The organism is Fusobacteria bacterium ZRK30 (assembly GCA_024628785.1).
GTDB lineage: Bacteria > Fusobacteriota > Fusobacteriia > Fusobacteriales > Fusobacteriaceae > Psychrilyobacter.
On the sequence record CP102404.1, the window covers coordinates 262,621 to 288,836 of the forward strand.

Consider the following 26,216-nt stretch of genomic DNA (forward strand, 5'->3'; position numbering starts at 1 on the left):
CTACCTTACCTTTGTAATTTTTTTCAATCCAAACCTTATTCCCAATTCAAACACTAAAATCCCAATAACATTAAATAGGATAAATAGGATAGCATATACCGCCCCCACAACCTTATCTCCGCTGCTTAAATATGGAAACATCAAGATTGGCAGAGTAATTATCTCTCCTCCTCCTATTAGAAGGGTCAGTATATATTCTGACAGAGATATCAATATCGATATTGTTGAACCGATCAATATCCCGGGAAGCAATATGGGCAGGATAATATACCTGTACATCTGAAATTTCGAGACACCATCAATAAGTGCCGATTCTTCCAGTCTTTTGGGAAATCCTTTAAAACTCCCATAAAGACTTAGAAGTACATAGGGAAAACTAGGTATTATGTTGACCAGGATCACTCCTAATAAGTTGTCTGTTAATCCATAAATTATCATACTGTAATGGATTCCCAACACAGATGACAGAGATGGGATTATTAGGGGGGCAAATAAAATTACCATATAAATTCCTTTAAATCTGCTTTTTTTTCTGAATAAAAATCTAGCTGCAGGTATAGCCAGAAACAGATTGATTACAGCCACTGTATAGGCAATGGATAAGTTATATCCCATCCCAACCCACGTGGATCTATTTTTTAATACATATTCATATCCATCCATGGAATAATTAGAAGGCAGTATCTCTCCAAATCTCCATCCGCTAGATACAGAACCTAGAACCAAGGGGATAAACGGGAATAAAACTACCAATATAAATACCAGTCCTGCTATTATAATTATTTTTCTAATTCTAATTCCACCCTTTCTCCCAGTGATCTATTTAGTTTATAGATAATTAGTGCCACACCGACTGTTAACAATATGATTATACTATTTATGACCATTACCTCTCCCCTGTGAACTATACTATTTCTTGCATATTTTTCATAGGCTAAAACCGGAAGAGTCCTAGGGTACGTTACTCCCAAAAGATATGGAACTTCAAATGAAGCAAATATATGAGCAAAAACTACAAACAATGAACTCAAATAGATAGGGAAAATTATTGGAAATACTACCTCTTTAAAAAAATGATATCTATTTACCCCATACACTTTAGCTACATCCAGCCACTCATTGTTTATCTTTATCATCGTTGAATAAACCATAAGGATCACAAAGGGACTGGCCTTCCACCCATAGGTTAATATGATTGAATATCCATGACTCTCATTGACCAAAATCGGAAATTCATCCATCTTATGAATACATCCCAATCTATAACATAGAGTAGAGATCATACCACTCTGGCCAATCAGGGTCGAGATCATATATCCTCCTAAGAGATAGGGAATATACATAGGTGACAGAATAAACATCTTAATCCCATTTAATTTTGCCAGATCGACCTCTGTACTGAGAAGGTAGAGTACATATATCCCCAAAAGAGATATTACTCCCACTAAAATTATGGAGCACAGACTTAATTTAGCTGTATAAACCAGAGAATTTAAAAATTCTCCCTTATTTATTACTTTTTCCAGCAATTTATAGTTAAATATCTGCTGAAAAGACTTCAATATTCCGCTCCAAAATAATACCGACATCACAATGATGCTGGGCAGGATTCCCAGATGTTTCTTAACCCTTTGCCACTTTTTCATACCATTCATCTTTTATCCCTTCTGTTACCTCTGGAGATAACTCCTCCAATTGAGGTGTAAACAACTCTTCCTTCAATTTTTTGGTAACTGCACCGTCTCCCCAGACTGAAGACTTCATCTTTTCCTCTTGAGGGGCATTGGAGATCATATAGTTTATAAAAACCAAAGCTGCTTCTGGATTTTGTGTATTTTTAGCTATAGTCAGATAGTGATTGTTTGTAAAACTCCCTACATTCATTACATATGGATATGTATCCTTAGGAAACTCCCCTAAAGCCACTTTATTCTCTACAATACTAGGAGTGTAGCTGATGGAAAAATCAACCTCTCCACTGACAAATAATTCATGGTTTCTTTCTGAAGATTCAGGATATGTTTTTCCTTCCCTCCATAGATAGGGCTTTATTTCATTTAAGTAATCCCATACTGGTCCCATCTCATCCACTGTAAAATCATCTCTTCCCAATATATCTACAGCCAATGTCCTTATAAAAGCATTTCCCACAAAATCATTGGGGTTGGAATAGGTAAATCTTCCCGGATTTTTTATTACCCATGATCGGAGTTCTGCTGCTGTTTTAGGAGGATTCTTTACCTCTGTTATCATTATAAAGTTAGCCTGTCCCAGAGGTGCTTCCAGTCCATCTACCGGCTCACCAAAATCACTTCTTAAGGCATTTGGGTCTACTCCCTCTATATTTGGTAACTTAGAGTTGATATCTCCCAATAAAATCCCATTGGTTTTAGCAAATTTAAAATTTTCTCCATTGAGCCAGATAACATCGGTACTTCCATTTATTTTATTGGCTTCTTTCTCGATAACCAGTTTATTCAGAGGCTGTCTGATATCTGTAACCGGTACCCTCTTTAAAGTTACATTATATTCTTTTTTCAGATTAGGAGCTATAAATTCATCATAATATTTATTGATCTCCTTACTTCCTCCCCACATTGTTATGGAAACACTCTGTCCATCGGCATTTTTTTCAATCTCTTCCCAGCTCATGTTCAAAACGTCTTTTTTGGATACTTCTTCCTCTTTCCCACAACCTATCAATAAAAAACTCACTAATATTAATAGAAACATTAATTTTTTCATTTCTCTTCTCCCCCTTTAAATAATTGTGCTCTTTCCACTATTATACCATAATTATACCTTCTATTCTGAGTGTTTATTCCCCTTTAAATAAATATTTAGACTGTATCAGTAACATAATATTTATTAATAATTTTTTTAGATATTTTAATTTCATACCTAATATATCTACGCCTGATTATTAGAGATAAGTTAGAAAAAAGCTGTAGAAATATATCTACAGCCCAAATATCAAAAGTAGCTTATTAAATTCTATTTTTCCATTGGCATAGTTTTATCACCACTCCATTCATAGATAGAACCTTCATAGTTTTTCACATTTTCAAAGCCCCCGGCTCTGAGGATCATAGTTGCATAACCCGATCTTATTCCCATAGTTCAGTAAAGTGTAAAATCATCTTTTTTAGAAATTCCCATCTTACCCATTATCTCTTCTATTTCTTTTGGTGTCTTTAAAGTCCCATTTTTATTTAATAGATCTGTCCAAACAAGATGCTTCGCTCCTTTTATATGACCACCTCTAGGTTCCCCTGCATTTTGAGACCCATCAAATTCTTTTTTAGTTCTTACATCAATAACTATTTTTTTATCTAAATTTTCAAAAAGATCATCTTTTGTTATCATAAAACTTTTATCATAATCTTTTAAAGTTATACCCGAACTAGGATTTGGTTTAACTGTAATATCATTTGTCATTTCATAGCCAAGTTCTTTCCAATAACTAGATCCTCCATGAAGGATTTTAACGTTATTCAGTCCTGCTAACCTTAACTGCCAGACTGCACGGCCATCTGCACCAGGACCTTTAAATAGATCTGAGTAAAGTACCACTGTTTTTTCATTATCTATTCCCAATGAAATAAGTTTTTTAGTTAACTCCTCATTTGATTTTATAGTCCCCCAACCTGGGTCTCCTGGTTTCCCAACTTTTTCTGAAAAAGCATGGAACCCGATTCCGATTGCTCCCTTTATATGTTCTTTAGCATATATTTTAGGATTATTACAATCTAATAATATTAAATTTTCTGATCCCAACAATGGCTTGAGTTCTTGCGGACTGATAAAATAATCTCCTTTTTCATATATCGATAGATCTATTTCTTTTATTTTCTCAGTCGATGTTTTATTACAACTACTAAACAAAATAAATGTTAACGTACATAAAATAAGCAGTCCAAATTTGATGTAATTTTTCTTCATTTCTTCCCCCTTTTAATTTAGATCAATTATATCTTTTGCTTCTTTTTTGTCGTTCCAAACTTTTTTAAGTAAAAAGATCAATGTACTTATTGCAAATAACATAAGTAGTCCCACTACTATTGTTTTAGTTGTCCCTGTTAACATACTTCCAATATACGAATAAACTATCGTTGCTGGAAGTTGTCCTATACCCGTTGCAACAAAAAAGCTGAAAAAACTCATAGAAGTTAATCCGGCAGCATAACTGACAATATCAAAAGAAATAAATGGTAATAAACGTGCTATTAATATTGTATATTTCCCATATCTATCAAAAAAATCATCTACACTATCTAGTGCATATCTACCAGTTAATTTTGTTACAACTGCTCTACCATAAAACCTTGCAATAAAGAAACAAAGAGCTGCCCCTGCCATAGAACTTGTCCAAGAAAGAATAGCCCCTTTTACCCACCCAAATAAACCCGCGTTTGCAAAAGTTATTATAAAGGCAGGAAGAGGAGCTGCTATAGATTGAAGAATCATCAGTAAAAATGATACAACTGGTGCCCATATTCCAAATCCTAAGATATAACCTCTTGCCAAATCAACATCTACATTTTTAAGGATAAAAACAGCTTGATTGACGTTTATTTTAACTGCTGGTATTAATAAATACAGCCCTATTACGACTATCAAAACTCCTATTTTTATACCCTTTTCTTTTCTATACTTCAATTAATTAACCTCCATATACCAGTATAATTTTTATTATATATATTAATCATCTTTATTTTATGTAAATTTATATGCCTGTCATCATTTAAGGCTCATTAAATTTAATCTATCTTATCTCCCTTTTTCTAGAATTATCTGTGGTTTGAAGGTTTTTAATCAATAATTTTAAAAATACTTCAAATTTAATACACCACAAATGTCCCCCTGCTTTATCAAGGAGATTATATTTATACATTAAGAATTAAATTTTTATTTTCTTGATTTTTTACAATGATTGTTAGTTGGAACAGAACAGTTCCGAAAGTAATTATTTAGGAATAGATAAAATATTAAGGTCAAAATATCTCGTTAATATGTTTATTTATATCCATCATAATTTTAAAATAGGTTGGAAGTTAAAGAGTGAATTAGAATAAATGTTCATAATATTGAAGCAGTAAAAACTACCTAATATATCCTTTTTCAGATTCTAAAAGTTCCATTATAACTTCATCCAGAAGTTTCTCGGCTGCTCAGGCTCAATTAGATCTTAATTTAAACATAATTCCTCTCCTTTAAAAATTTATTTACATAACTTATACCATTTTTTATCTAATTTATCAACAAATAAAAATTGCCTACCAAAGGCAGACAATTCTTTAACTTTCAATAGATCTAATATCTCAAAATTTTAATTATTTAATTTTGAAGTTCTATCTTTTTTTTGATAATCTTAGTTACCACCATAAGTCCCATAAAGATAAGTGATGCTGTGATTGAATATCTTAAAACTATAGCCTTATCCCCAGATGTAAAGGCTCCTGCCAACATAACATATACAGAGCTTCCCGGAAGGATAAATATTATAGATAATACAACATATTTTATAAATCCAATAGAAGTTAATCCATATACATAATTTTGAATTCCAAAGGGAAAGATAGGTATTAATCTCGTTACAGCTAAAATAAACCATCCATCCTTTTTTACCCCTTCATCTATCTTTTTAAAGACAGCTGTGTTTCCAAACTTTCTCTCAATAGCTTCCCTTGCAACATATCTCGCGATTAAGAAAGATAAGGAAAGTCCTATACCTGCCCCAATAGCCGTATAGACAACTCCCATTACTGGTCCAAAGATTATCCCTCCGGCTATTGTTATAGGCAAAGCAGGTGAAATCGTAAGGGTTATAAAGATATACATCAATATATAAGCAAGGGGTCCCCATACTCCCAGCATAGTAATTACACTTTCTAACTTTTCCCTCTTTGCAAGGTAGCTGAATAAAACTTTAAAAGTATTATCTTTCTCAATCTCAACGTTTCCCCGGGCCAATTCGTAGGACCACTGGATCCATGAACCATCATAATTTTCAACATCTTTATATCCCAATAACTCTCTCAATACAAAAACCATACGGGCAGACTCTATCCCTGATCGAGAATATAAAATAATCGGCATATCTTTAGTAATTCCCTGTTCATCAAAAATTCCTTTTATCATTTTATATGATTTAAATGTTTTATCCTTATCTATCGTCAAATCCCAGGGAATGTTATATGAACCTGGGATTCTTCCCACAGCAAATATTTTTTCCTCTTGAATGAACCCGTCAGATTCAAGGTAGGTTCTTGTATCTAATATCACTCCACCATCTGCTATGGCAGCTTTAACTTCTTCTAAATTTGCCGACTTAGACAGATCTACCGAATTCGCAAATTCATATACTGCAGGAATCATTGGTTTTGCCATAGCTCCCTCTACTACCTTTAGTCCAGCTGACTTCCACCCGTCTATCCCACCGTTGATCATGGATATATTCCTATGCCCATACATATCCAATATCCACCATAATCTATATGCTTCGCTGCCTTCCCCTCCACCTAATAACAGGATGTGGGTATTAGTCGTAACTCCATATGAACCCAATGTTTCGGCTATCTTTTGAGGAGCAGCTCTCATACCATCATATTTATACTCCCCTTTATCAGCAGAAAAATCAGATTCCCAAATCTGATAGGACCCTTCTATATGTTCTTTTTCAAAATCTTCTCGTTTTCTTACATCTAAAATTACTAAATCATTTTCAGACTCTACCATCTTTTTTGCCATCTCTGGATTTACTAAGGTACTGCCTGCATATACGGAGTTATCTTTTGAGATTGGAGAACTAGCCATTCCAACCATAAAAATTGCTATAAACATTATAACGGTTAGCAGTTTTTTCATTATATTCTCCCTTTTTATATTCAGAGGAAGTACAGGTCTTCACTCTTTAACATTATTTTTTATTCCTAATATAATCTTTATAAAATTAATTTATTATAGTCACAGTAAATATATGCTGTATTCTATTATTTCCTTTTATTCAGTTCTTTTTTAGATTTAAATCTGTTCATCCATTGCACACTTGTCCCTTGAGTTCTTTTAGTTGCAGAATCTTTAGTATATCTTTCTCCAAATATTAAGTCTAAAATATGTACTGAATCTTTTCCTGCACTTTCCATAGCTCCTCTGCACGCAGCACAATAACTTACTATATGGTCTGTGTTATATTCTGCTGCTCTCTTATTTCTAATTGTATGAGTCATTTTAGGGTTGGCTGGCCCTACCATCCCGCCAAACCCGCAGCACCTTGTATCTTCCCTTGTGTGCAACGGCTCTTCAGTTTCATATTCCATTTGAGCTAGGATCCATCTGATCCCATCTTGAATCTTCTTGTTGTACCTGGTAGGGCATGAGTCATGAATACCAAATATTACATCTGAATCTTTCCCTATTCCTTTGGCATGTTCAGGTAATCCTAATTCAGGAAGGACCTCCCATAGAGATCTTACCCTTTGATTGGGACTATTTTTTCTAAAAACTTCATAACATGACTGACATGCTACGATGATCTCCTCTGCACCTAATTCATCCATAGATCTCTGGACTGAGGTATATCTTTTCTTAAATTTCTCCTCCTGTCCCAAATCCTTGGTTGGTTTCCCACAGCATTTTAAGATCGAACCTACCTCACCCTCATATTTTTCCTGGAGATAATCTAAGATATTTCCCACAGCTTTTGGGTTATATGATGACAGGGAACACCCCGGAAGAAAGACTCTCACAGTCTTTTTATCTCCTAAAGCTTTATTGGAAGTATTAAAAAAATTAGAATTCCCCAAATATTGGTGAGCTTCAACTACTTTATGACCCTTCATAGGTGATCTCCCATTATTTTTTTCTACCTTCAGCTTCCTGCTTTCCATAAATATATCCTGTATCTTATAATCTTTTGGACAGGCAATGGTACATTGACTACACATATTACAAGAATATGATAATTTATCTAATATTTTATTTTTCTCTATACACCCCTTGAAAATTGATTTTGGATCTTTCCCAAAATCATTTAACATAGCACAATTTTTCATACAGGGTTTAGATTTACACTCTAAACATCCCTCAATTATTTCTTCCATTTTTTCTTTGATCTCTTTAGAAATCATAATTTTCACCTTCTTTATCCTGATTATAATGTCTTAAATTCCTGACTTTTATTTATATTTTTTACCTGTCTGTTTATTCAAAAACATAACACTTTGAATACAAAGTGTCAACTTTTTCATCAGCAACAGTAAATTTTAAATTGCAATTCAGTTATAGCTTTCATGTGATAATCTTCATAACTTATAGATAAATTTATATAAAGTAAATAAAAGTTATAAAAATTTGGTAGAATAAATTATATCACAATAATTATAATTTTTAGGAGGTCTTATGTCGCGACTAATTTTTATCGGAACAGGTGGAGCCATTGGGGCTCTCTCTAGATACCTTATTGATTTTATTATCACCAAATACTATCCTATGCATTTTCCACTGGGAACACTAACTGTTAACCTTATCGGCTGCTTTATCATTGGAGTTGCATTTAAAATATTTTATCACGAAATTGTCCATACTAGATTCAATCCTTTTATTGTTACAGGTTTTTTAGGAGCATTGACTACATTTTCCAGTTATGCCTACACTACCTTGATCCTCCTCGAAAAAGGAAAATATCTCCTGGCAGGCTCTAATTTATTGGGAAATAATGTTTTGGGTATCTTATTTGCATTTTTAGGGGCTAAGGTCACTGATTTTGTTGTCAAAAAACATTTCAATCATAAATTTAAAGGAGATGAATAACTATGATTTTAAATATTATCTTGGTAGCTGTTGGAGGAAGCATTGGAGCTATCTCCAGATATAAAATAGATAGGAAAATTTCCAGTGTAATAAAGCACAGTATCCCCTTTGGGACTTTAGGAGTAAACCTTCTGGGTTTATTTATAATCGGTTTTTCTTACAGAATCTTTGAACACCATATAGTAGCTGAAGATCTAAAACATTTTATTGTTATTGGATTTTTAGGAGCTCTCACTACTTTTTCCAGTTATGCCCTTCATACATTTCAATTATTTGAAAAAGGAAAGACAAAAGAAGGGTTTTTAAATATTCTTCTAAATAATATTTTAGGGATGTTGATGGCATTGGCTGGATCGGAGTTAGGGAAGTTTTTATAATAAAATTAAAAAAAACTGGGAAAATTTCCCAGTTTTTTATATAGACCATTAGTTATAAGATCCTATTAGTTTTTCTTTTCTTTAACTTTTTTAGCTGTTTCATTTTTTTTCATATTTTGATATTTTTCTGCACCATAGTATGCTCTTAAATACATCTCTTTTAATTCTTTCATTAATGGATATCTCGGGTTAGCTCCTGTACATTGATCATCAAAAGCTTCCTCTACCATTTGGTCTAATTTACCTAAGAATTCTGCTTCAGATACTCCATAGTCAGCGATAGTATGCTTGATCCCTACTGCTTCTCTTAACTCTACACAAGCCTTTCTAAGTAACTTAGCCTTCTCTTCTGGAGTTTCATTTCCTTTAGTTAAGCTTAAGAAATCTGCTGCTTTAGCATATCTTGCCTTAGCATTTGGATACTTATATTGAGCGAATCCAGCCATCTTATTTGGTCTGTCTGTAGCGTTAAATCTGATTACTTCCTCTATTAATAGTGCATTGGCTGTTCCATGTGGAATATGGAAAGCTGCTCCTAATTTATGTGCCATTGAGTGACAAATACCTAAGAATGCATTTGAGAACGCCATTCCAGCCATACAAGATGCATTGGCCATCTTTTCCTTTGCTTTTAATGCTGTAGCTCCACCTTTTACAGATTCAGGTAAGTATTTAAATACTAATCTTAATGATTCTAAAGCTAATGGGTTTGTATAATCTGATGCTAATACAGACGCAAATGCTTCTAATGCATGAGTTAATACATCATATCCTGATGCAGCTGTTAATGAAGCCGGCATTGTTAACATTAATTGAGGGTCTACGATAGCTACATTTGGAGTTAATTCGTAGTCAGCTAACGGATACTTTGTTCCAGTCTTTTCATCTGTGATTACTGCGAATGGAGTAACTTCAGATCCTGTTCCTGCTGATGTAGCAATAGCCCAGAAATCAGCTTTTTTACCCATCTTAGGGAATTGTACTATTCTTTTTCTGATATCCATAAATGTCATAGCAAGATCTTCGAACACTACTTCTGGATGCTCATACATAACCCACATGATTTTCGCCGCGTCCATTGGAGATCCTCCACCTAATGCTAAGATAGCATCTGGTTGGTATGACTTCATCATCTCTGCACCTTTTCTTACTGTAGCTAATGTAGGATCAGCTTGTACGTCAGAGAATATTCTGTAATCTACACCGATTTCATCTAATACATCTGTGATATGGTTTGTATAACCTAATGAAGCTAGTACTGAGTCAGTAACTATCATTACTTTTTTCTTAGTTCCCTTTAATTCTTCTAAAGCTACAGGTAATGAACCGAATTTAAAGTATACTTTTTCTGGAATTCTAAACCAAAGCATGTTTTCTCTCCTTTTCGCTACAGTTTTTATGTTTAAAAGATGTTTTACTCCAACGTTTTCAGAAACTGCGTTTCCTCCCCATGATCCACAACCTAAAGTTAATGAAGGAGCTAGTTTGAAGTTAAATACATCTCCGATTGCACCCTGGGCAGCCGGCATATTTACTAAAGTTCTACCTGTTTTCATTGTTTTACCAAATTTTTCTAATCTTTCAGTAGCAGTTAATTCGTTAGCATACATGATAGAAGTATGTCCCATCCCACCTAATTGAATCAATCTATCTGCTTTCTTTAAAGATTCTTCGAATCCAGTTGTCTTATAGAAAGCTAATACTGGAGATAATTTTTCATGTGAGAATGGCTCCTCTAATTCTACAGATTCAACTTCTCCGATTAATACTTTTGTATCTACATGTACATCTACACCAGCTAATTGTGCTATCTTATGAGCTGTTTGTCCTACTATTTCAGAGTTTAAGTGTCCATCTATTACGATAGTCTTTCTTACTTTATCTAACTCCTCTCCCTTTAAGAAGTATGCTCCTCTATCAGCAAACTCTTTTTTTACTGTTTCGTAGATTGAAGCAGGTGCTAATACGGCTTGCTCAGATGCACAGATAACTCCGTTATCAAATGTTTTAGACATTAAGATAGAACTTACAGCCATCTTGATGTGTGCACTTTCGTCGATGATTACAGGTGTGTTTCCAGCTCCTACTCCAATTGCAGGTACTCCTGAAGAGTAAGCAGCCTTAACCATTCCCGGTCCTCCTGTAGCTAATATAATATCTACATTTTGCATAAGGTAAGTAGATAATTCCATAGATGGCTTAGTTATCCAACCCACTATTCCTTCTGGTGCTCCAGCTTTTATTGCAGCTTCCATAACTATCTCGGCAGCTTTTGCAGTACACTTCATAGCTCTTGGATGTGGTGAGAATATGATAGCATTTCTAGTTTTTAAAGCTATTAATGCTTTAAATACTGCTGTTGATGTAGGGTTAGTAGTTGGTATAACAGCTCCTACGATTCCGATAGGTTCAGCTATTTTTTCAATACCGTAAGCTGCATCTTTTTCAACAACTCCACAAGTTTTTGTATCCTTATATTTGTTATATACTATCTCTGAAGCGAAATGGTTTTTGATTACTTTATCTTCAACTATTCCCATTCTAGTTTCTTCAACAGCCATTTTAGCTAATTCTATTCTTTGTCTATTTACAGCTAATGCTGCTTCTCTAAAAATTTCATCTACCTTTTCCTGAGGGAAAGTAGCAAATTCCTCTTGAGCTTTTTTCATAGTTTTTAAATACTCTTGTAATTCTTTTACGTTTGTTATCTTCATAAAAATCCTCCGAGTTAGTTATTTTTTTCTCATGGGTTGAGTATAGCAACTACTTTTTTTTATGTCAAATGACTATTTCGATGAATCTTTGATCTCCTCTAAAACTCTATGTGAATTTCATATCAAATCAGAACACCAGATTCAACAACTAAATTTATTGAATATAATTGAAACACAAAAATATTTATAAAAAATATTTTTTATTTTTTATTCGTTCCTTAAACTATATTCCATATAAATTGTAACGGTCAAAGTATGAGAAATTTTTAACTTTTATATGGTTAATTTTTAACAGAAAAATAGTTCCCCCTTTTTCTCCTGTTAAAGTTTATCTGTCTTCAGACAAGATTTCTAATCAAGAACTGCTGGAAAAAAATTTAAAATTAAACTTCTTTCAGTTCAAAATAACTTTTTCTATATATGTATAACTCAAAATAAGGTTGATCTCTATATAGTTTCAATCTTATAGTTAATAAGTGATGATAAAGTAAGAACCATTTTACAACTTTTGATTATTTTCTATAATATGATATTATTTAGATAGATAATATTGATGTAGGAGGAACAAAATTGAGAATAATAATAGATGCTGATGCCTGTCCAAAGGGTGTTAAATCAATATGTATGGAGTTATCTAAAAAATATAGTTTAGAATTGATCATGGTGGTAGACACAGCCCATGAGTTAAAGGGGAACTTTAGAGTTATCCAAGTAGAAAAAGGAGATGATTCTGTAGATTTAGAAATTATGAAAATATCCACAAAGGAAGATATAGTCGTTACTCAAGATTACGGTTTAGCCACTATTATCCTAGAAAAAACCCATAGTGTTATCCATCCCAATGGATTTATCTACAATAAGTTCAACATCGATTCCTTGATGTTCTCCAGACATATGAGTGCGAAGATCAGAGCTTCCGGAGGAAGAACCAAGGGTCCTAAAAAAAGAAAAGCCAACAATGACGCAGAATTTAGAGAAACTCTTTTAAATCTTCTCCAAAATTTATAATAAATAAGTGATTATAATCCTTTACTATATAATCACTTATTTATTATATTTATAGTAATAAAAAAAAAGGCAGAGAAATTTTCTCTGCCTTTAAAAGTGTCGCCGCGACCTTTTAGTTCACTACCCATTTTTTCTTAGATAATATATTTAGATCATAATCTTCTAAAGATTCCAAACATTGTCCTCTCAAGATAAATAAAGCGGTTAAGTTAATAACTCCCATAAATCCTAATCCCAAATCAGCTAAAGACCATACTATGGCACTCTGACTGACTCCTCCAAATAAGATCATGATCAAAACTAAAATCTTATATCCTATCTTCAAATAGTTTTTATCACTGATATAGTTTAAATTTGTCTGGGCATAATATCCAATCCCCAAAATCGTACTAAATGAGAATAAAAATAAGATCAAGGCTATAAAGTTTACCCCAAAAGCTCCAAAATGATAGCTCATAGCTCCCTGTAAAAGTTCCATCCCGGATAAACCTTCTACGGCTCCCTTATCAGCTAATAGCATAATCATAGCTGTAGAAGTACAGATTACCAAAGTATCCACAAAAACTCCTAAGCCCTGGGTCAGTCCCTGCTTTACCGGGTGACTTACCTCTGCTGTTGCTGCTACTGCTGTAGCAGTTCCAAGTCCTGCCTCATTAGAGAACAATCCTCTCTTTACACCGGCCATGACTATTGCACCAATTCCCCCGCCGATAGCTTGTTTAAAACCAAAAGCTCCTTGAACAACCTCTCCTAAAACTCTAGGTATAATCCCTATGTTTTTAAACATTATCACAAATACCAGCAATAGATAGATTGCAGCCATTATAGGTACCAGTTTTTCCAAAATCTGAGGGATTTTACTGGCTTTACCAAAGGTAAGTATCCCGGTAAATGCTATCAATAAAAAACTCATGATAGTTTTATCTATTCCAAAAGCATTGTTAAAAGATACAGTCACAGAGTTAGCTGTAATTGCACTTACTCCTGAAAAACAAAAAATTGCAGCTAATACAAACAATATTCCAAATTTTCTGTTTCCCAGGGCTTTTTCAACATAATAAGCCGATCCACCTGTTAAATCTCCATTTTTTTTCCTTGTCCTATATAGTTGAGCTAAAGTTGCCTCTGCAAAACCTGTAGAAGCTCCTAACATTCCAACTATCCACATCCAGAATATAGCTCCCGGTCCTCCTACGGAGATAGCCGCTACTACTCCTGCTAAATTTCCTGTTCCTACCCTAGAGGCTGTACTTATACAAAAAGCCTGAAAGGATGAAATTCCTCCTGTAGTTTTTTCACTTTTATCTACCAGCAGTTTCACCATGTGTTTAAACAACCTAAATTGCACAAACCTGGTCTTTACCGTAAAATAGATCCCTACACCTAACAACATTACAACCAGTAAATTAGTCCCCCATAAAAAACCATTGAGACTATCAATTACTCTCTTCAACATTTCCACACTACCACACTCCTTAATTATATTCCTAATATAAAAAAGGAAGATGTTTTTATTCCCAAACATCTTCCAAAATCGATTAGGAAATTACGGCCCTTCATACCGTCCTAGAATGTTAACATATCCGTTAAGAAAATACAATACAATTCAGTTGTATTGTAAATAATTAAAATAAAATTCTAGAAAATTAATAAACTATCCCTACCTGTCTTGCCTTTAGCTCTCTAATATTTTTCCTTATAAAATATCCTGTAAAGAAAAATACAACAATATCACTGATGGGCCAAATTAACCATATTCCATCAATCCCATAATATTTTGGCAAAATTATAAATAGCGGTACAAAAAGTACGACTTGTCTTATGAGATTTAAAATAACAGATTTTACAGCCTGATCTAGAGACTGAAAATAATTTGCTCCTATTATATAGAAGGCATTAAGAATTCCCATAGACAGGCATATCTTTAATCCCCTTTCTCCTATACGAAGGATCTCTTCATTCCCGTCATTGAATAAATTGATTAAAACATCTCCTCTGAAAAATGCAATCAGGGTAATAAAACCAGCGATAAGCATAGATCCCACCAGAGATATTTTTAGTGTTTCAACTACCCTGTCAAATTTACCGGCACCATAATTATAGCCGATAATAGGCTGGCTCCCTGCCCTGATCCCTGAAATAATCATAGACATAAACATATATATGCTGTTTACTATCCCCATTGCTCCTACTGCCAGGTCTCCTCCATATGCAAGGAGAGTTTTATTACATGCCACTGCCACTAAACTTGTAGTAACCTGCAAAGTGAATGGAGATACCCCTATTTTAAATATTTCTTTTACAGTTTCACTATCCAAAATAAGATTTTCTTTTTTTAATTTTATATGACTGTTTTTACTATATATAAAGTGATAAAATACAGCAATTGTTACAATAACATTTGAAAGTGCTGTGGCTATGGCAGCCCCTTTTATCCCCATGTCAAACCAGAATATCAAAACAGGATCTAAAATAATATTAATAACCGCTCCTGTAACCATATATTTCATAGCCAGTTTAGAACAACCTTCTGACCTCATGAGGTTATTCATTCCCATTGCCATAAAATTAAAAAACACAAGTAAATTTATTATACTCATATAATCCCTGGCATAGCTTAAGGTATTTTCAGTAGCTCCAAACAAAAGAAGCAGGTCATCTAAAAATATCCTTCCTATGATCATAAGGAGGATACTGGATATGGTAAATAAGGTAACCGTATTACCCAAAGCTTTATCTGCCTTGTCTTTTCTGCCTTCACCCAGCCTCAGAGATACAATACTTCCTCCCCCCTGGCCTATAAGCATCCCTATAGCAATATAAAGTGTAAATATAGGAAAAGTAATACTTAACCCTGTCATAGCATATGCTCCTATTCCCTTTCCAATAAAGATCCTGTCTACAATATTATATAGGGCAAATACAAGACTTCCCACTATGGCAGGAATAGAAAATTCCATTAAAAGTTTTGAGATCTTCTCTGTTTCCAATCTTCTCAAGGCTCCCATAATTATTCCTCCATTTTCTTTAAATGTCTGTCAATATTCTTTGTCATTTTTTCCATCATTTTCCTGAAAATTTTCACTTCATCTTCAGAAAACTCTTCAGTTAACACCTCAGTTTCTAATTTTATAACTCTTTCTATTTTCGGCATTAATTCAACGGCTTTTTCAGTACATAAAAGACAGTAAACTCTTTTATCTGTCTTATCTTTTTCCCTCTGAATATATCCATTATTTATTAGTTTTTTTACAGCTTTGGCTATGGTTGTTTTATCTACATTTCTTGTTTTACTCAGTTTTTCCTGGGATATTCCCGGATTATGGAAAACATCATACAATATCCCAAACTGCCCGTCTCCTAAAGAATATCCGTCTAAATGGTAGTGAAGAAACTTTTTTATGTCTCTTGCCAGTTCATTTATCTCTTTTCCCAATGGTTTTTTCATCTCTCTCCTCCTAAAATAGTTGGTCAACCAACTTTATTCATTTAAGTATAATAACACGATATAGTTGGTAAGTCAACTATATTAATTTTAAAGACTATTGTAAAAAAAAATTATTATTGCTAGAATATATCTAATTACAATAAATTCAGGGGGGAGTGAGATGAAAAACGAGGTTATAAGTTTAAATAAAAATAAGATGAAAGAATTGATAGATAAGAATTTAATGGTAATTGCAACTGTATTTTTTTCAGGGGCTTTTATAGCAGGTAAATTTTCCATAGCGGAATTTCCGGTATATTCTCTGACATTTTTTAGATTTTTAATAGCAGCTGTGGTTTTATTTTTAATCATGTGGAAAAAAGGAGAAGATTTAACTCTGGAAAAAACAGATATTCCCAGAATACTCCTCCTATCCCTCCTTGGTATGGTAGGCTACCATGTATTCTTTTTTACAGCGTTAAAGTATACAAGCAGCGTAAACACATCTCTTATAGCAGCTACGAATCCAATTATGACTACTATTATGGCATCCCTGATTTTAAAGGAAAGATTTCCTAAAAAAGCAGTGGGGGGAATACTTATCTCCTTTTTAGGAGTAGCTATGATCGTTACCAACGGTTCTATCGATGTTATTAAAAATATGAATTTTAATGTAGGAGATATCTATATGCTCCTGGCTGTCCTGTCTTTTTCCCTATATTTTATAGTTTTAAAGGGAATCGTAGGACGTGTAGCACCTATAAAACTTACATCTTATGTATTTTTATTCTGTGTAATCCTTTTGATACCCATGGTAATCTATGAGAATCCAATGAGTTTTTTACCTAAAACTACCTGGACAGGATGGAGCAGTTTAATATATATGTCTATCTTTGCTTCGGTTATAGCATATTTAATCCAGCAGGTATCGGTAAAAAGGATCGGCCCTTCCAAGACCTCCCTGTACGTTAACTTAGTTCCTCTGTTTTCCATGATAATGGCATACTTTATCTTAGGAGAAGTTATTACACTTCCAAAGGTCTTAGCAGGTTTTATGATCATATCAGGAGTAATCATAACCTTAAAAAGTAAGAAATAAATCTTATAGAAAAAGTCCCTAAAAAATATTTAGGGACTTTTTTAACATCCACACAGGATGTTTGGAATTTTATTTTGTAGAATCTATCCTAGTTATAATATCTAATTATTTTGAAGGATTTTTGCTTTTATTGAGTCATACTCCTCTTTAGTTATACTGCCATCTTTAAAAAGTTCCATCCATTTTTTTAGTTCATCAGCCCTATGGATTGTATTATTTTCTTTTTCAGAATTTATAATAGAAGCTTCTGATTTTTGTTTCCCCTCTTTTTGATATCTTATATCCATTTGGTTTAATAAGTCAACATCTTCTTCAGTTTTTGGTATATAACCATTTTCTATCAAGTTTTTAATATAGAGCTTATTATAGATAAAGGGGAATACAAGGGAACTTATTCCACTGGTAAATACAGATCCTACCAGCATTACAACTCCCCATTTGATATCTCCTCTTATAAGTGCAGGTAAAAAACCAAAAAAGAATGTTGTCCATGAAAACCCCACAGGAGCTTCTTTAAGTATTCCATTTTTTTCCAGATTAATTTTAACACTTTCTTTATCTTCTGTTATTTTTAAAGTCCCGTCTTCTTTCACTAGGATATGTATATAAAACAGTAAAACAGCAAAGGAAATTGCTTCTATTATATAAATAAAATTTATTACATTTGTAAAGCTATAATAAAATAAATAATTATTTAAATTGTTTAATACTAATAAAATAATTTTTATTATAATATTTATTATAATTAATATTTCCAGCCTTTTATTTTTTACTCCTCTGTAAATACAGTATAAGAAAAATATAAGGCCTATATAACCAATATCATACACAAAATTTAGCAGCTGATAAGAAAAAATATATCTTAAAGATTCAAATGAATCCGCTAAAATATAATAACCTCTCATAACCAAAAAAATTAAAGCACTGCACATTGCCGCTATATTCATTTTTTTCAAATTATCCTTATCCTTATTTTTTATGGATACAGTAATTAACCAGAAAACTAATGTGAGCTGAGGAATAGCATAAATAAAAGACCTCAACTTATCCGGAATATCTAAAAACCTGTATAATGGAAATATGCTGCTTATTGTTCCTATAAAAGCTATTAAAGTAACATTTGCTAAAAACATGGTAGTTCCTCCTGTAGTTTAAATTTAAATTTTTTTTGAGATTCAATAAAAATTAAAAGTATCTGAATTTTTCTATCTATTTTTATATCGATTAAAATATTTATAAATTTAAAATTTGCGACTTCTTTAATTTAAATTCTTCCTCTGTTATAGCTCCATCCTTATAAAGCTCCTGCCATTTTTTTAATTCATCTACAGGATGAAGTGACTCTGTTTTTTGAATAGTTGTATTGTTAGTTCCAATATTTGAAACTGTTTTTATTGCATTATCTAAAAAGTCTTCATCATATACTCCCATATCTTTTAGTATTTTCTCATCACTTGATCCCTTAGGTCTATACCCCATTTCGATTAAACTTTTTATATAAATTTTATTGTAGATAAAAGGGAAAATAAGGCAGCTCAATCCGCCTGTTGTTAATGCTAGTCCTAACATTATAACTCCCCATTTGATGTCACCTCTTATAAGTGCAGGAAAAAAACCAAAAAAGAATGTTGTCCATGAAAAGCCTGTTGGAATTTCTTTTGTCCCTCCATTTTTTACTAAAAAAATCATATCCCCTCCTTATGTAATAAATCATTTTTAAAAATTAAAAAACTTGACGAATCTTAATAATTCCTTAAAATAGTACTTTAAAAAGGTAAAAAAATCAAGTGTATATAATAACAGATCTAATGTTTTACCTCATTTTCTTTCAAAAAAAATCTATTTTAAATATAAAATAAAAAAGAACTAAGGTAAATCTTAGTTCTTTTTCTTATCTAAACAACCGTAAATTTTGCAGTCATATATTTGTTGGTGGAAGCGAGCTGTCACTAATCTAAATTTATTCAAAATTGTGATCAAGCACAGTACCTTGTTGGGTGGTCTCCTTACAACTGTTCATAAGTTTAACTGGAGTTTTACAGTTTTATCCAGCCAGGTCCAGCTAGGGCAGAGATTGCCTGTAGTTCAGCCGGCGGATCCAGTTGAAGCCTTATGGTTTTATCCAAGGAAGAGGCAAGCCACCTTTTTACTTCTGTGGGTTCCCCAAGTAAGGCTAGCAAATCCCTATCAACTTCCTGGCTTAACTCCGGGTCTCCACAGAACACCTTTAGAGTGTTAGAAACAATTGTCATCCGGCTGCGAATCGGTACCAGAGCGATGTTTCTCCCACACGCAGCAAAGGGCTTATCCAAATTGAGTTTTCCTCCTATTGCCTCTAGAACAATTTGAAGATTTGTCATAAACCTCCAGTGGCAGGGCATAAGCATATCGATGGCAAGACCCAAGGAGAGTTCTGCCCCATGCTCATTTTCAGTGTCATGAAGGATCGTTCGAACTGTTCTCAGCCAGAAATCTTCATGTTCCTTGTAGTCCTCAGGGCAGTCATTGCGATAAGTACATTCATATTCACCTCCACTTAAGAGAAGCCATATATACCGGGCTGTTGGATCATCACGCGATTGTAGCCAATGGATTATGCTACGGATTTTTTCAATCACCCGTTGGACCTGCCATTCCTTCAAAGGTGACCTTTCCCCAAGTCTAGCAAGGAGTTGAGAGGCCGGTACGGTACCGATACACAAATCAACCTTTGTACTGGGACATCCTGCACACCATGCTGAGAGAGCAACGCAGGCATTCTGCCAGGTTTTTTCAACGGGGTGCGGCTGACCAAGCGAACGGGTACCCAACCCCTTATTTGTTTCTCCCTCTCCGATAGCTTCGATGATGTTCTCGACCCATCGCTCGGCTTTGTGGTGGCATAGCTCGAGACTTGAAATGAGTTCTCGAACCCTCGCTATGTTTGGATCAATGGGAGCTATACGGTCTTCCATTTTATCTATGTCCATAATTTCCGAATCAGCTTCCAGGGCGCAATTTCTCCACCATGTTCGAAAAGATATTTTCATATAATCTGCCCTCCCCAATATAATTTATTATGTTATTACTATTTTTTAATTTTAGATATATCTCATAATATATCTTTCATTATAAATTTAACACTGTCAAGTAAAGTTTAGGGGATATACGGTGTTCATAGGATCTTTCATGAGTTTGGAGGAAACCGCCTATTATAGGCTTTTATTTTCGGATAAAAAAAAACATCCCGTAGGATGTTTACAATTTATATTGGCGGAAGTATGTTGGATTCGAACCCACCCATGACGACTAAACGCCAAAACTCGGTTTTGAAGAAAGCTTAATTTCCAAAACCTATCTAGAATTATTAGTATTAAGTAATAAAGATTAACTTGTTTAATAAGTACTAGGATAAATTTCTATTTTGTTATTACCATCTTCATTTAGTTGAATACTGTAGCTATACTTCCCATTCAACTTAACATCTTTATATCCATTAAAATCAATATTAGTATAACTTGTATTTCCAAACATATCCTGAACTACTTCTGTATAAATTTTTAAGCTATTTTCTTTTTTATTGGGCAGTATGTATTTTTCAAGTGTCGATTTTGAAGTCGTGTTTTAATTTTAGGATTTGTTAGAAAATCAGAATCACTTTTATATGCAAAAAGAAGTGTAAATACACTTTACCTCTTCTAGCATTTTTTATATACCGTTAATAATTCAGTTTGTAATTACCAGATATTTTTATACATCATTATCATGTCTTCTTCGGTAATAAAGCCGTTCTTTATATAAAACTTCTCAGTGAAATCGCCCCTGCTGGTAAATAAACTTATTGAATTTACTCCTAGTTCTTTTATCCTTTTCTCTAATTCCACAATTAAATAACTTCCAATTCCACTACCTTTATCCTCATGATTTACAAACATCTCTCTCAAATTATACATATCTCCTTTGTACCACTGTTCTATATTTCCTAACACAGCCGCTTTTAATTGATCTTGATCAAGTACTACTAGTCCTAAAAATCCCGGAGTATCATAAATGTCTTTCAATCTCTTATACGATGTAATTTCATTCCAATTGTCATTCCATGGTTCCCTATTAAATGTCTGAACATACATTCTTGAGCACTCTTTCAAATGCTTTTCATCTAATTTTTGAATTCTCATGTCATACCCCCATCATTTTTTAATATTCAATACTAGAAAACAAATTTTACTAACTAGTCTATTAGGCATTGTTATTAACTACGTTAAATATAAAACTTTACCTTTTATCAACTCTAAACCAGATATATTCAACATCTTCATCATATTTTTTCATATTAACTCGATCTATCACTTTTTGTCTCTAATATCATTTTTTTCTCCCCTTTTTCCCTAATAACACCAACATTTTCTCTATTCTTCCAAATAATTGTTCTTTCATATTTTAATGATACTTTATTTTTTCTCAAAACATAATCTATTTAAAATAAAACTTACAGAAAAAGCCCCTAAAAATGCTTCTTAGGGACTTTTTTATAAAAAAAACATCCCGTAGGATGTTTACAATTTATATTGGCGGAAGTATGTGGGAATCGAACCCACCCATGACGACTAAACGCCAAAACTCGGTTTTGAAGACCGGTAGGCACACCAGTTACCTATCTACTTCCAAAAAGATTATACTACATAATCTAAAAAAATGCACCCTTTTTTTTGATTTATGCTATACTTTAGTTGTAAGTTGACGTTTAATCAAGCTGAAAGCTAGACAAAACAAGGGGTGGATAGCTTCAAATAAATTTAAAAAAAGTTATTATGGGGTGAAAAATTAATGAAAAAAGTAAAAATACATAAATTAAATAAAGAAGAATTTTTTAAAACCTTTGAGATTTCAGATGAATATTTTACCTCTACAGGATTAGAGTGGGATAATTTAAATGAAATCTATGCTGATTATTGCAGAATAGTGCCTCTATTAGAAAAAGAAGCCGAACATATAGTTTCTAAATTAATAGATGTACCTTTAGTTCATTCTGTTAGAAGAAGGGTCAAAGAGCCCAGCCATCTAGTTGAAAAGATCATTAGAAAAGGTAAAAAATATCATGACCTGAATATCGACGTAACCAACTACATAAAAATAGTTACCGATCTAATCGGTATAAGAGTTTTACACCTATTCAAAGATGACTGGATAAACTTACACAGGAGTATCACAGATATTTGGGAAACCAAAGAGATCCCACAGCTAAACGTTAGACGTGGCGACTACAATATGGAAAATTTAGAGGATCAATTAAAAGATATCGACTGTGAAGTTATTATAAGGGAATACGGTTATAGATCTGTACACTACCTTATCGGAGCCCATATCTCAAAATCTAAAGAGACTTTTATAGAGATCCAAGCCAGAACAGTATTTGAGGAGGCTTGGAGTGAGATCGATCACATTATCAGATATCCATACGATACAGATAACCCTATCCTCACTGAATATCTTGCCATTTTTAACAGAATTGCCGGAAGTGCTGATGAGATGGGGATGTTTATAAAAAAATTAAAATCTGAAGTGGGAAACAGCGGTAAAAGGGAACTAGATTTAAAATTTAAATAAAAAATATTTTATAGATTAGAGCTTTTTAATTAAAAGCTCTTTTTTTATATCTATGATATAATACTATACAAATAAAAAGCAATGGGACATTACCCCCAAATGGAGTTGAACAGAATGAAAAAATCAAAAAAATTTATATATATTATTAACTATCCTACATTTGAAGAAGAACTTTGTATGTTAGAGATGAGATCTATTTTTAATACCGAGCCAAAGGACAAAATTTTAATATCTCATCTAGAATTTAATCCCTCTGATAGCACATTTATTAAAAGTCGATTGGAAGTTTTCCATGAGGAAGAAAATTTTGAAGATATTTTAAAAGCATTGGAAGAAGATATAATAACATTAGATGATTTTAGGCTGGAGTTTATAAAAGCCTTAAAAGCAGATGTTCCTTTCAGTGAAAGATTTGGATATCTCAGTAAAATTGGAGATAAAATTATGGGAATCCCAGATATTAAATCTCCTAAACTGGTTCTAGCCTTAGGTAAACACAATGAAAAATGGGTCTTTGGTATCCATGAAAAAAACGATAACCTGTGGATTACCCATGAAAAAAAACCTTGCAGCTACTCCAATTCTCTCAGTGTAAGAGTCGCCAAAAGTGTAGTAAATATAGCATCTAACGGAGATAAAAATATAAAGATTATAGATCCATGCTGCGGTGTAGGAACTACAATTGTAGAAGGGCTGTCTATGGGTTATGAAATTCAGGGAACTGAAATCAGTGAAAAAAACACCAATAATGCCAAAAGAAACTTAGGATTTTTTAATCTGGAACCCAGAGTTACCCACCAGGATATGCATACAATAAAAGAAAGTTATGACAGTTCTATAGTGGATATTCCCTATGGATTATTCAGTCATATTACCAAAGACCAGCAGCAGGATATAATAGACACTGCCAGACGAATCTCTAAAAAAATGATCCTTATAACCTTTGAAGATCTGGATTATATGGTTGAAAAATCAGGTTTTAAGATAGTTGACCGATGTGCCGTTACCAAGGGCAGCTTTAAAAGATATATCTTAGTCTGTGAATAGAATAAAAGCCTCCTATAACTTAATTAAGTTATAGGAGGCTTTTATTCTTATAATCTATAAATTTATAAAAATTTAGATTGTATCCCTGGATGCAACCGTCACATTGCTTTTTTATCTAATTTTTAAAAACACGGAGGGTTGATAGCAAAAATTATCTTCACTGTTTTTTTCCCGTTGTTTTTCCATCTATGTTTCATATATGAATTTATCTTGGCACTGTCTCCTTTGGATAGGGTAAAATTATCCCCTTCTAAGTCTAATGAAACTTCTCCTTCCAATATATAGGCCACCTCTTCCCCCTTGTGTTCCCTTCTTTTTTCAGAGGACTCCATCCCCGAAGTCAGGGTAAGGATCATAAATTCAATACTTCCTGAAAGGTCAGGAGTCAGAAGTTCATAGGATATCCCCTCTTCCTTTGAAAATGTCATCCTTCTCCTGCTGTTTTTTCTTACTATAAAATCATCTTTCGGAGCCTCCTCTTTAAAAAATAAAAATAAAGGAATATCTAATTTTTCCGATATATTTTTTATCGTATTGATCGATGGATTAGCACTGCCTTTTTCTATCTGACTCAAAAGAGAAGATGAAACTTCCGTTATCTCTGCCAGTGATTTCAAACTCATTCCCCTTAAATTTCTAAATTCTTTTATTTTATTTCCAATATTTATACCGCTCACTTTTCCCTCCAAATATAACCATCTATAAAATATTATATCATAAAAATATAGTCAGCAATAAAAATTAAATTTCAAAAGATAGTTGAAAAAAAACATCTTTTAGATTACAATACATTAAATATAATTAAACTAATCAAATTATATTTAATCACATTTAATTTAGGAGATGAAAATTATGAATATAGATAATTTAACGACACCTTGTTTTTTATTGAATTTGGATATTTTAGAGGGAAATATCCAAAAATTTCAAAGGTTAGCCGATGAAACTAAAACACAATTATGGCCTATGCTCAAAACTCATAAAAGCACAGAGATAACTAGGATGCAGATAGAAGCAGGTGCCACTGGTGTACTCACAGGAACCATCGATGAAGCAGAAGCTGTAGTTGAAAAATCTGGTGTAAAAAAAGTAATGTTAGCTTATCCGGTTTTAGGGGAAGCTAATATAAAGAGGATAGTTCAATTAAAAAATAAAGCTGAGGTCTATATAGCTCTTGACGGAAAAGAGGGAGCCAGAGAGATCTCAGAAGCTTTAGGCAGTAACAAAATAAACTACCTCCTCATCTTAGATTCAGGATTAGGAAGGTTTGGAGTAAAAGCTGATAAAGTAGTTTCAGCAGTAAAAATAATAGATAGTTATAAAAATTTAAAATTTTCAGGGATTTGTACACATACAGGCCAGGTTTATGGAGTTTCAGGGGAAAAAGAAGTAGGTTCTATAATCGAGATGGAGCTTAATTCCACTGAGATGGCTGTTGAAAATCTGAAAAAATCAGACTATGAATGTGATATTGTAGCCACAGGAACCACCCCTACATTCTCTGAAACTATAAAATCACCATATATAACAGCATCCAGACCTGGAAATTATGTATTCTGTGATGCGATACAGGTAGCATTAGGAGCTGCCACAGTGGAGGAGTGCTCCCTTACAGTTATGAGTACCATAGTTTCTCATCCAACTGAAGATTTGTTTATTTTAGATTGTGGAAGCAAGTGTTTAGGTTTAGATAAGGGGGCACACGGTAGTTCACTTATCGAGGGATTTGGAACTGTAAAGGGTCATCCCGAACTTATAATTACCGGTCTTTCAGAGGAAGTAGCTAAAGTTAAGATCTGTGGGGAGACAAATCTTAAAATAGGTTCAAAAATAGAGATAATTCCTAATCACAGCTGTTCTGCTGCAAATATGACCAGCTATATGGTCGGTTATAGGGGTAAAGAAATAGAACGTTTAATAGAAGTAGATATAAGGGGAAACTCTAAAAAACCTAAAATAGATTAACTAAAAAATGAGAGGGATTCTCCCTCTCTCTTAATTTTTCTTGCAAGCTATTTATATTTTTTTTATTTTTATTTTTATTTTTAAAATTCTTTTAATCCATGAGATCATATTGTACCCCTCCATAACTATCTTTCAAAAAAGTTAGATGTTATCTACATTTAAATATAACATATTATACTAGG

At 33.1% G+C, this 26,216-nt stretch carries 23 protein-coding genes, 2 tRNA genes and 1 pseudogene; 7 read left to right on the forward strand and 19 right to left on the reverse strand.

All coding sequences use genetic code 11. The features are described from left to right. From NRK67_01325 to NRK67_01360, 8 genes are all read right to left on the reverse strand, one after another. Positions 1-753 carry an ABC transporter permease subunit gene (locus NRK67_01325; protein ID UUV17504.1) on the reverse strand — a complete coding sequence of 251 codons (753 nt, stop codon included), beginning with the start codon at positions 751-753 and terminating at the stop codon, positions 1-3. 26 nt (positions 754-779) lie between these two features. After that, positions 780-1,655 carry an ABC transporter permease subunit gene (locus tag NRK67_01330; GenBank protein ID UUV17505.1) on the reverse strand — a complete coding sequence of 292 codons (876 nt, stop codon included), beginning with the start codon at positions 1,653-1,655 and terminating at the stop codon, positions 780-782. Further along, positions 1,624-2,745 (reverse strand): ABC transporter substrate-binding protein, encoded by a 1,122-nt coding sequence (locus NRK67_01335; GenBank protein ID UUV17506.1) that lies wholly within the window; start codon positions 2,743-2,745, stop codon positions 1,624-1,626. Before NRK67_01335 ends, NRK67_01330 begins: the two co-directional genes overlap by 32 nt. A 249-nt stretch (positions 2,746-2,994) precedes the next feature. Then, on the reverse strand, positions 2,995-3,117 hold the full coding sequence (locus tag NRK67_01340; protein ID UUV17507.1) for a rhodanese-like domain-containing protein: 123 nt from the start codon (positions 3,115-3,117) through the stop codon (positions 2,995-2,997). A gap of 3 nt (positions 3,118-3,120) precedes the next feature. Then, positions 3,121-3,942 carry a rhodanese-like domain-containing protein gene (locus NRK67_01345; protein UUV17508.1) on the reverse strand — a complete coding sequence of 274 codons (822 nt, stop codon included), beginning with the start codon at positions 3,940-3,942 and terminating at the stop codon, positions 3,121-3,123. A 12-nt stretch (positions 3,943-3,954) separates the two neighbouring features. Continuing rightward, positions 3,955-4,629, reverse strand: a complete 675-nt coding sequence (locus NRK67_01350) for a TVP38/TMEM64 family protein (protein ID UUV17749.1) — start codon at positions 4,627-4,629, stop codon at positions 3,955-3,957. 708 nt (positions 4,630-5,337) lie between these two features. Then, entirely contained in the window at positions 5,338-6,867 is a 1,530-nt protein-coding gene (locus NRK67_01355; GenBank protein ID UUV17509.1) for a rhodanese-like domain-containing protein, read from the reverse strand. Positions 6,868-6,992: 125 nt separating this feature from the next. Next, positions 6,993-8,129 carry a (Fe-S)-binding protein gene (locus NRK67_01360; GenBank protein UUV17750.1) on the reverse strand — a complete coding sequence of 379 codons (1,137 nt, stop codon included), beginning with the start codon at positions 8,127-8,129 and terminating at the stop codon, positions 6,993-6,995. A gap of 271 nt (positions 8,130-8,400) precedes the next feature. Here NRK67_01360 and crcB (NRK67_01365) point away from each other — a divergent pair, with 271 nt between their 5' ends. Both crcB (NRK67_01365) and crcB (NRK67_01370) read left to right on the forward strand, forming a co-directional pair. Continuing rightward, positions 8,401-8,811: a fluoride efflux transporter CrcB gene (crcB, locus tag NRK67_01365; GenBank protein UUV17510.1), complete on the forward strand. Its 411-nt coding sequence runs from the start codon at positions 8,401-8,403 to the stop codon at positions 8,809-8,811. A 2-nt stretch (positions 8,812-8,813) separates the two neighbouring features. Beyond that, positions 8,814-9,188 (forward strand): fluoride efflux transporter CrcB, encoded by a 375-nt coding sequence (gene crcB / locus NRK67_01370; GenBank protein ID UUV17511.1) that lies wholly within the window; start codon positions 8,814-8,816, stop codon positions 9,186-9,188. Between the two features lie 65 nt (positions 9,189-9,253). Here crcB (NRK67_01370) and adhE read toward each other — a convergent pair whose 3' ends face one another. Then, positions 9,254-11,902: a bifunctional acetaldehyde-CoA/alcohol dehydrogenase gene (gene adhE, locus NRK67_01375; GenBank protein UUV17512.1), complete on the reverse strand. Its 2,649-nt coding sequence runs from the start codon at positions 11,900-11,902 to the stop codon at positions 9,254-9,256. 570 nt (positions 11,903-12,472) lie between these two features. Between adhE and NRK67_01380 the strand changes: the two genes are divergently transcribed. Beyond that, positions 12,473-12,910, forward strand: a complete 438-nt coding sequence (locus tag NRK67_01380; protein UUV17513.1) for a YaiI/YqxD family protein — start codon at positions 12,473-12,475, stop codon at positions 12,908-12,910. A 112-nt stretch (positions 12,911-13,022) separates the two neighbouring features. On the opposite strand, the gene NRK67_01385 is transcribed toward NRK67_01380, so the two are convergent. From NRK67_01385 to NRK67_01395, 3 genes are all read right to left on the reverse strand, one after another. Next, positions 13,023-14,372, reverse strand: a complete 1,350-nt coding sequence (locus tag NRK67_01385) for an alanine:cation symporter family protein (GenBank protein UUV17514.1) — start codon at positions 14,370-14,372, stop codon at positions 13,023-13,025. A gap of 184 nt (positions 14,373-14,556) precedes the next feature. After that, positions 14,557-15,918 (reverse strand): MATE family efflux transporter, encoded by a 1,362-nt coding sequence (locus NRK67_01390; protein ID UUV17515.1) that lies wholly within the window; start codon positions 15,916-15,918, stop codon positions 14,557-14,559. Between the two features lie 2 nt (positions 15,919-15,920). Next, positions 15,921-16,358: a MarR family transcriptional regulator gene (locus tag NRK67_01395; GenBank protein UUV17516.1), complete on the reverse strand. Its 438-nt coding sequence runs from the start codon at positions 16,356-16,358 to the stop codon at positions 15,921-15,923. A 160-nt stretch (positions 16,359-16,518) separates the two neighbouring features. Between NRK67_01395 and NRK67_01400 the strand changes: the two genes are divergently transcribed. Beyond that, positions 16,519-17,436, forward strand: coding sequence for a DMT family transporter (locus NRK67_01400; protein ID UUV17517.1), 918 nt, complete (start codon positions 16,519-16,521; stop codon positions 17,434-17,436). A 326-nt stretch (positions 17,437-17,762) separates the two neighbouring features. On the opposite strand, the pseudogene NRK67_01405 reads toward NRK67_01400, so the two are convergent. The 6 genes and pseudogenes from NRK67_01405 to NRK67_01430 form a co-directional block, all read right to left on the reverse strand. Continuing rightward, positions 17,763-17,972: pseudogene (locus tag NRK67_01405) on the reverse strand (hypothetical protein). A gap of 697 nt (positions 17,973-18,669) precedes the next feature. Beyond that, positions 18,670-19,125, reverse strand: coding sequence for an SHOCT domain-containing protein (locus NRK67_01410; protein ID UUV17518.1), 456 nt, complete (start codon positions 19,123-19,125; stop codon positions 18,670-18,672). A 347-nt stretch (positions 19,126-19,472) separates the two neighbouring features. Next, positions 19,473-20,465 (reverse strand): hypothetical protein, encoded by a 993-nt coding sequence (locus NRK67_01415; GenBank protein ID UUV17519.1) that lies wholly within the window; start codon positions 20,463-20,465, stop codon positions 19,473-19,475. Between the two features lie 221 nt (positions 20,466-20,686). Further along, positions 20,687-20,764 (reverse strand) — tRNA-OTHER (locus NRK67_01420). A gap of 388 nt (positions 20,765-21,152) precedes the next feature. Then, entirely contained in the window at positions 21,153-21,593 is a 441-nt protein-coding gene (locus NRK67_01425) for a GNAT family N-acetyltransferase (GenBank protein UUV17520.1), read from the reverse strand. Between the two features lie 391 nt (positions 21,594-21,984). Continuing rightward, a tRNA-Sec gene (locus NRK67_01430) sits at positions 21,985-22,081 on the reverse strand. A 176-nt stretch (positions 22,082-22,257) separates the two neighbouring features. On the opposite strand from NRK67_01430, the gene NRK67_01435 reads away from it, so the two are divergent. Further along, positions 22,258-23,022 (forward strand): GTP pyrophosphokinase, encoded by a 765-nt coding sequence (locus NRK67_01435; GenBank protein UUV17751.1) that lies wholly within the window; start codon positions 22,258-22,260, stop codon positions 23,020-23,022. A 114-nt stretch (positions 23,023-23,136) separates the two neighbouring features. Then, positions 23,137-24,069 carry an SAM-dependent methyltransferase gene (locus NRK67_01440; GenBank protein UUV17521.1) on the forward strand — a complete coding sequence of 311 codons (933 nt, stop codon included), beginning with the start codon at positions 23,137-23,139 and terminating at the stop codon, positions 24,067-24,069. A gap of 122 nt (positions 24,070-24,191) precedes the next feature. Here NRK67_01440 and NRK67_01445 read toward each other — a convergent pair whose 3' ends face one another. Beyond that, positions 24,192-24,746, reverse strand: coding sequence for a helix-turn-helix domain-containing protein (locus NRK67_01445; protein UUV17522.1), 555 nt, complete (start codon positions 24,744-24,746; stop codon positions 24,192-24,194). Between the two features lie 175 nt (positions 24,747-24,921). On the opposite strand from NRK67_01445, the gene NRK67_01450 reads away from it, so the two are divergent. Further along, positions 24,922-26,034, forward strand: coding sequence for an alanine racemase (locus NRK67_01450; GenBank protein ID UUV17523.1), 1,113 nt, complete (start codon positions 24,922-24,924; stop codon positions 26,032-26,034). Positions 26,035-26,216 lie beyond the last annotated feature (182 nt).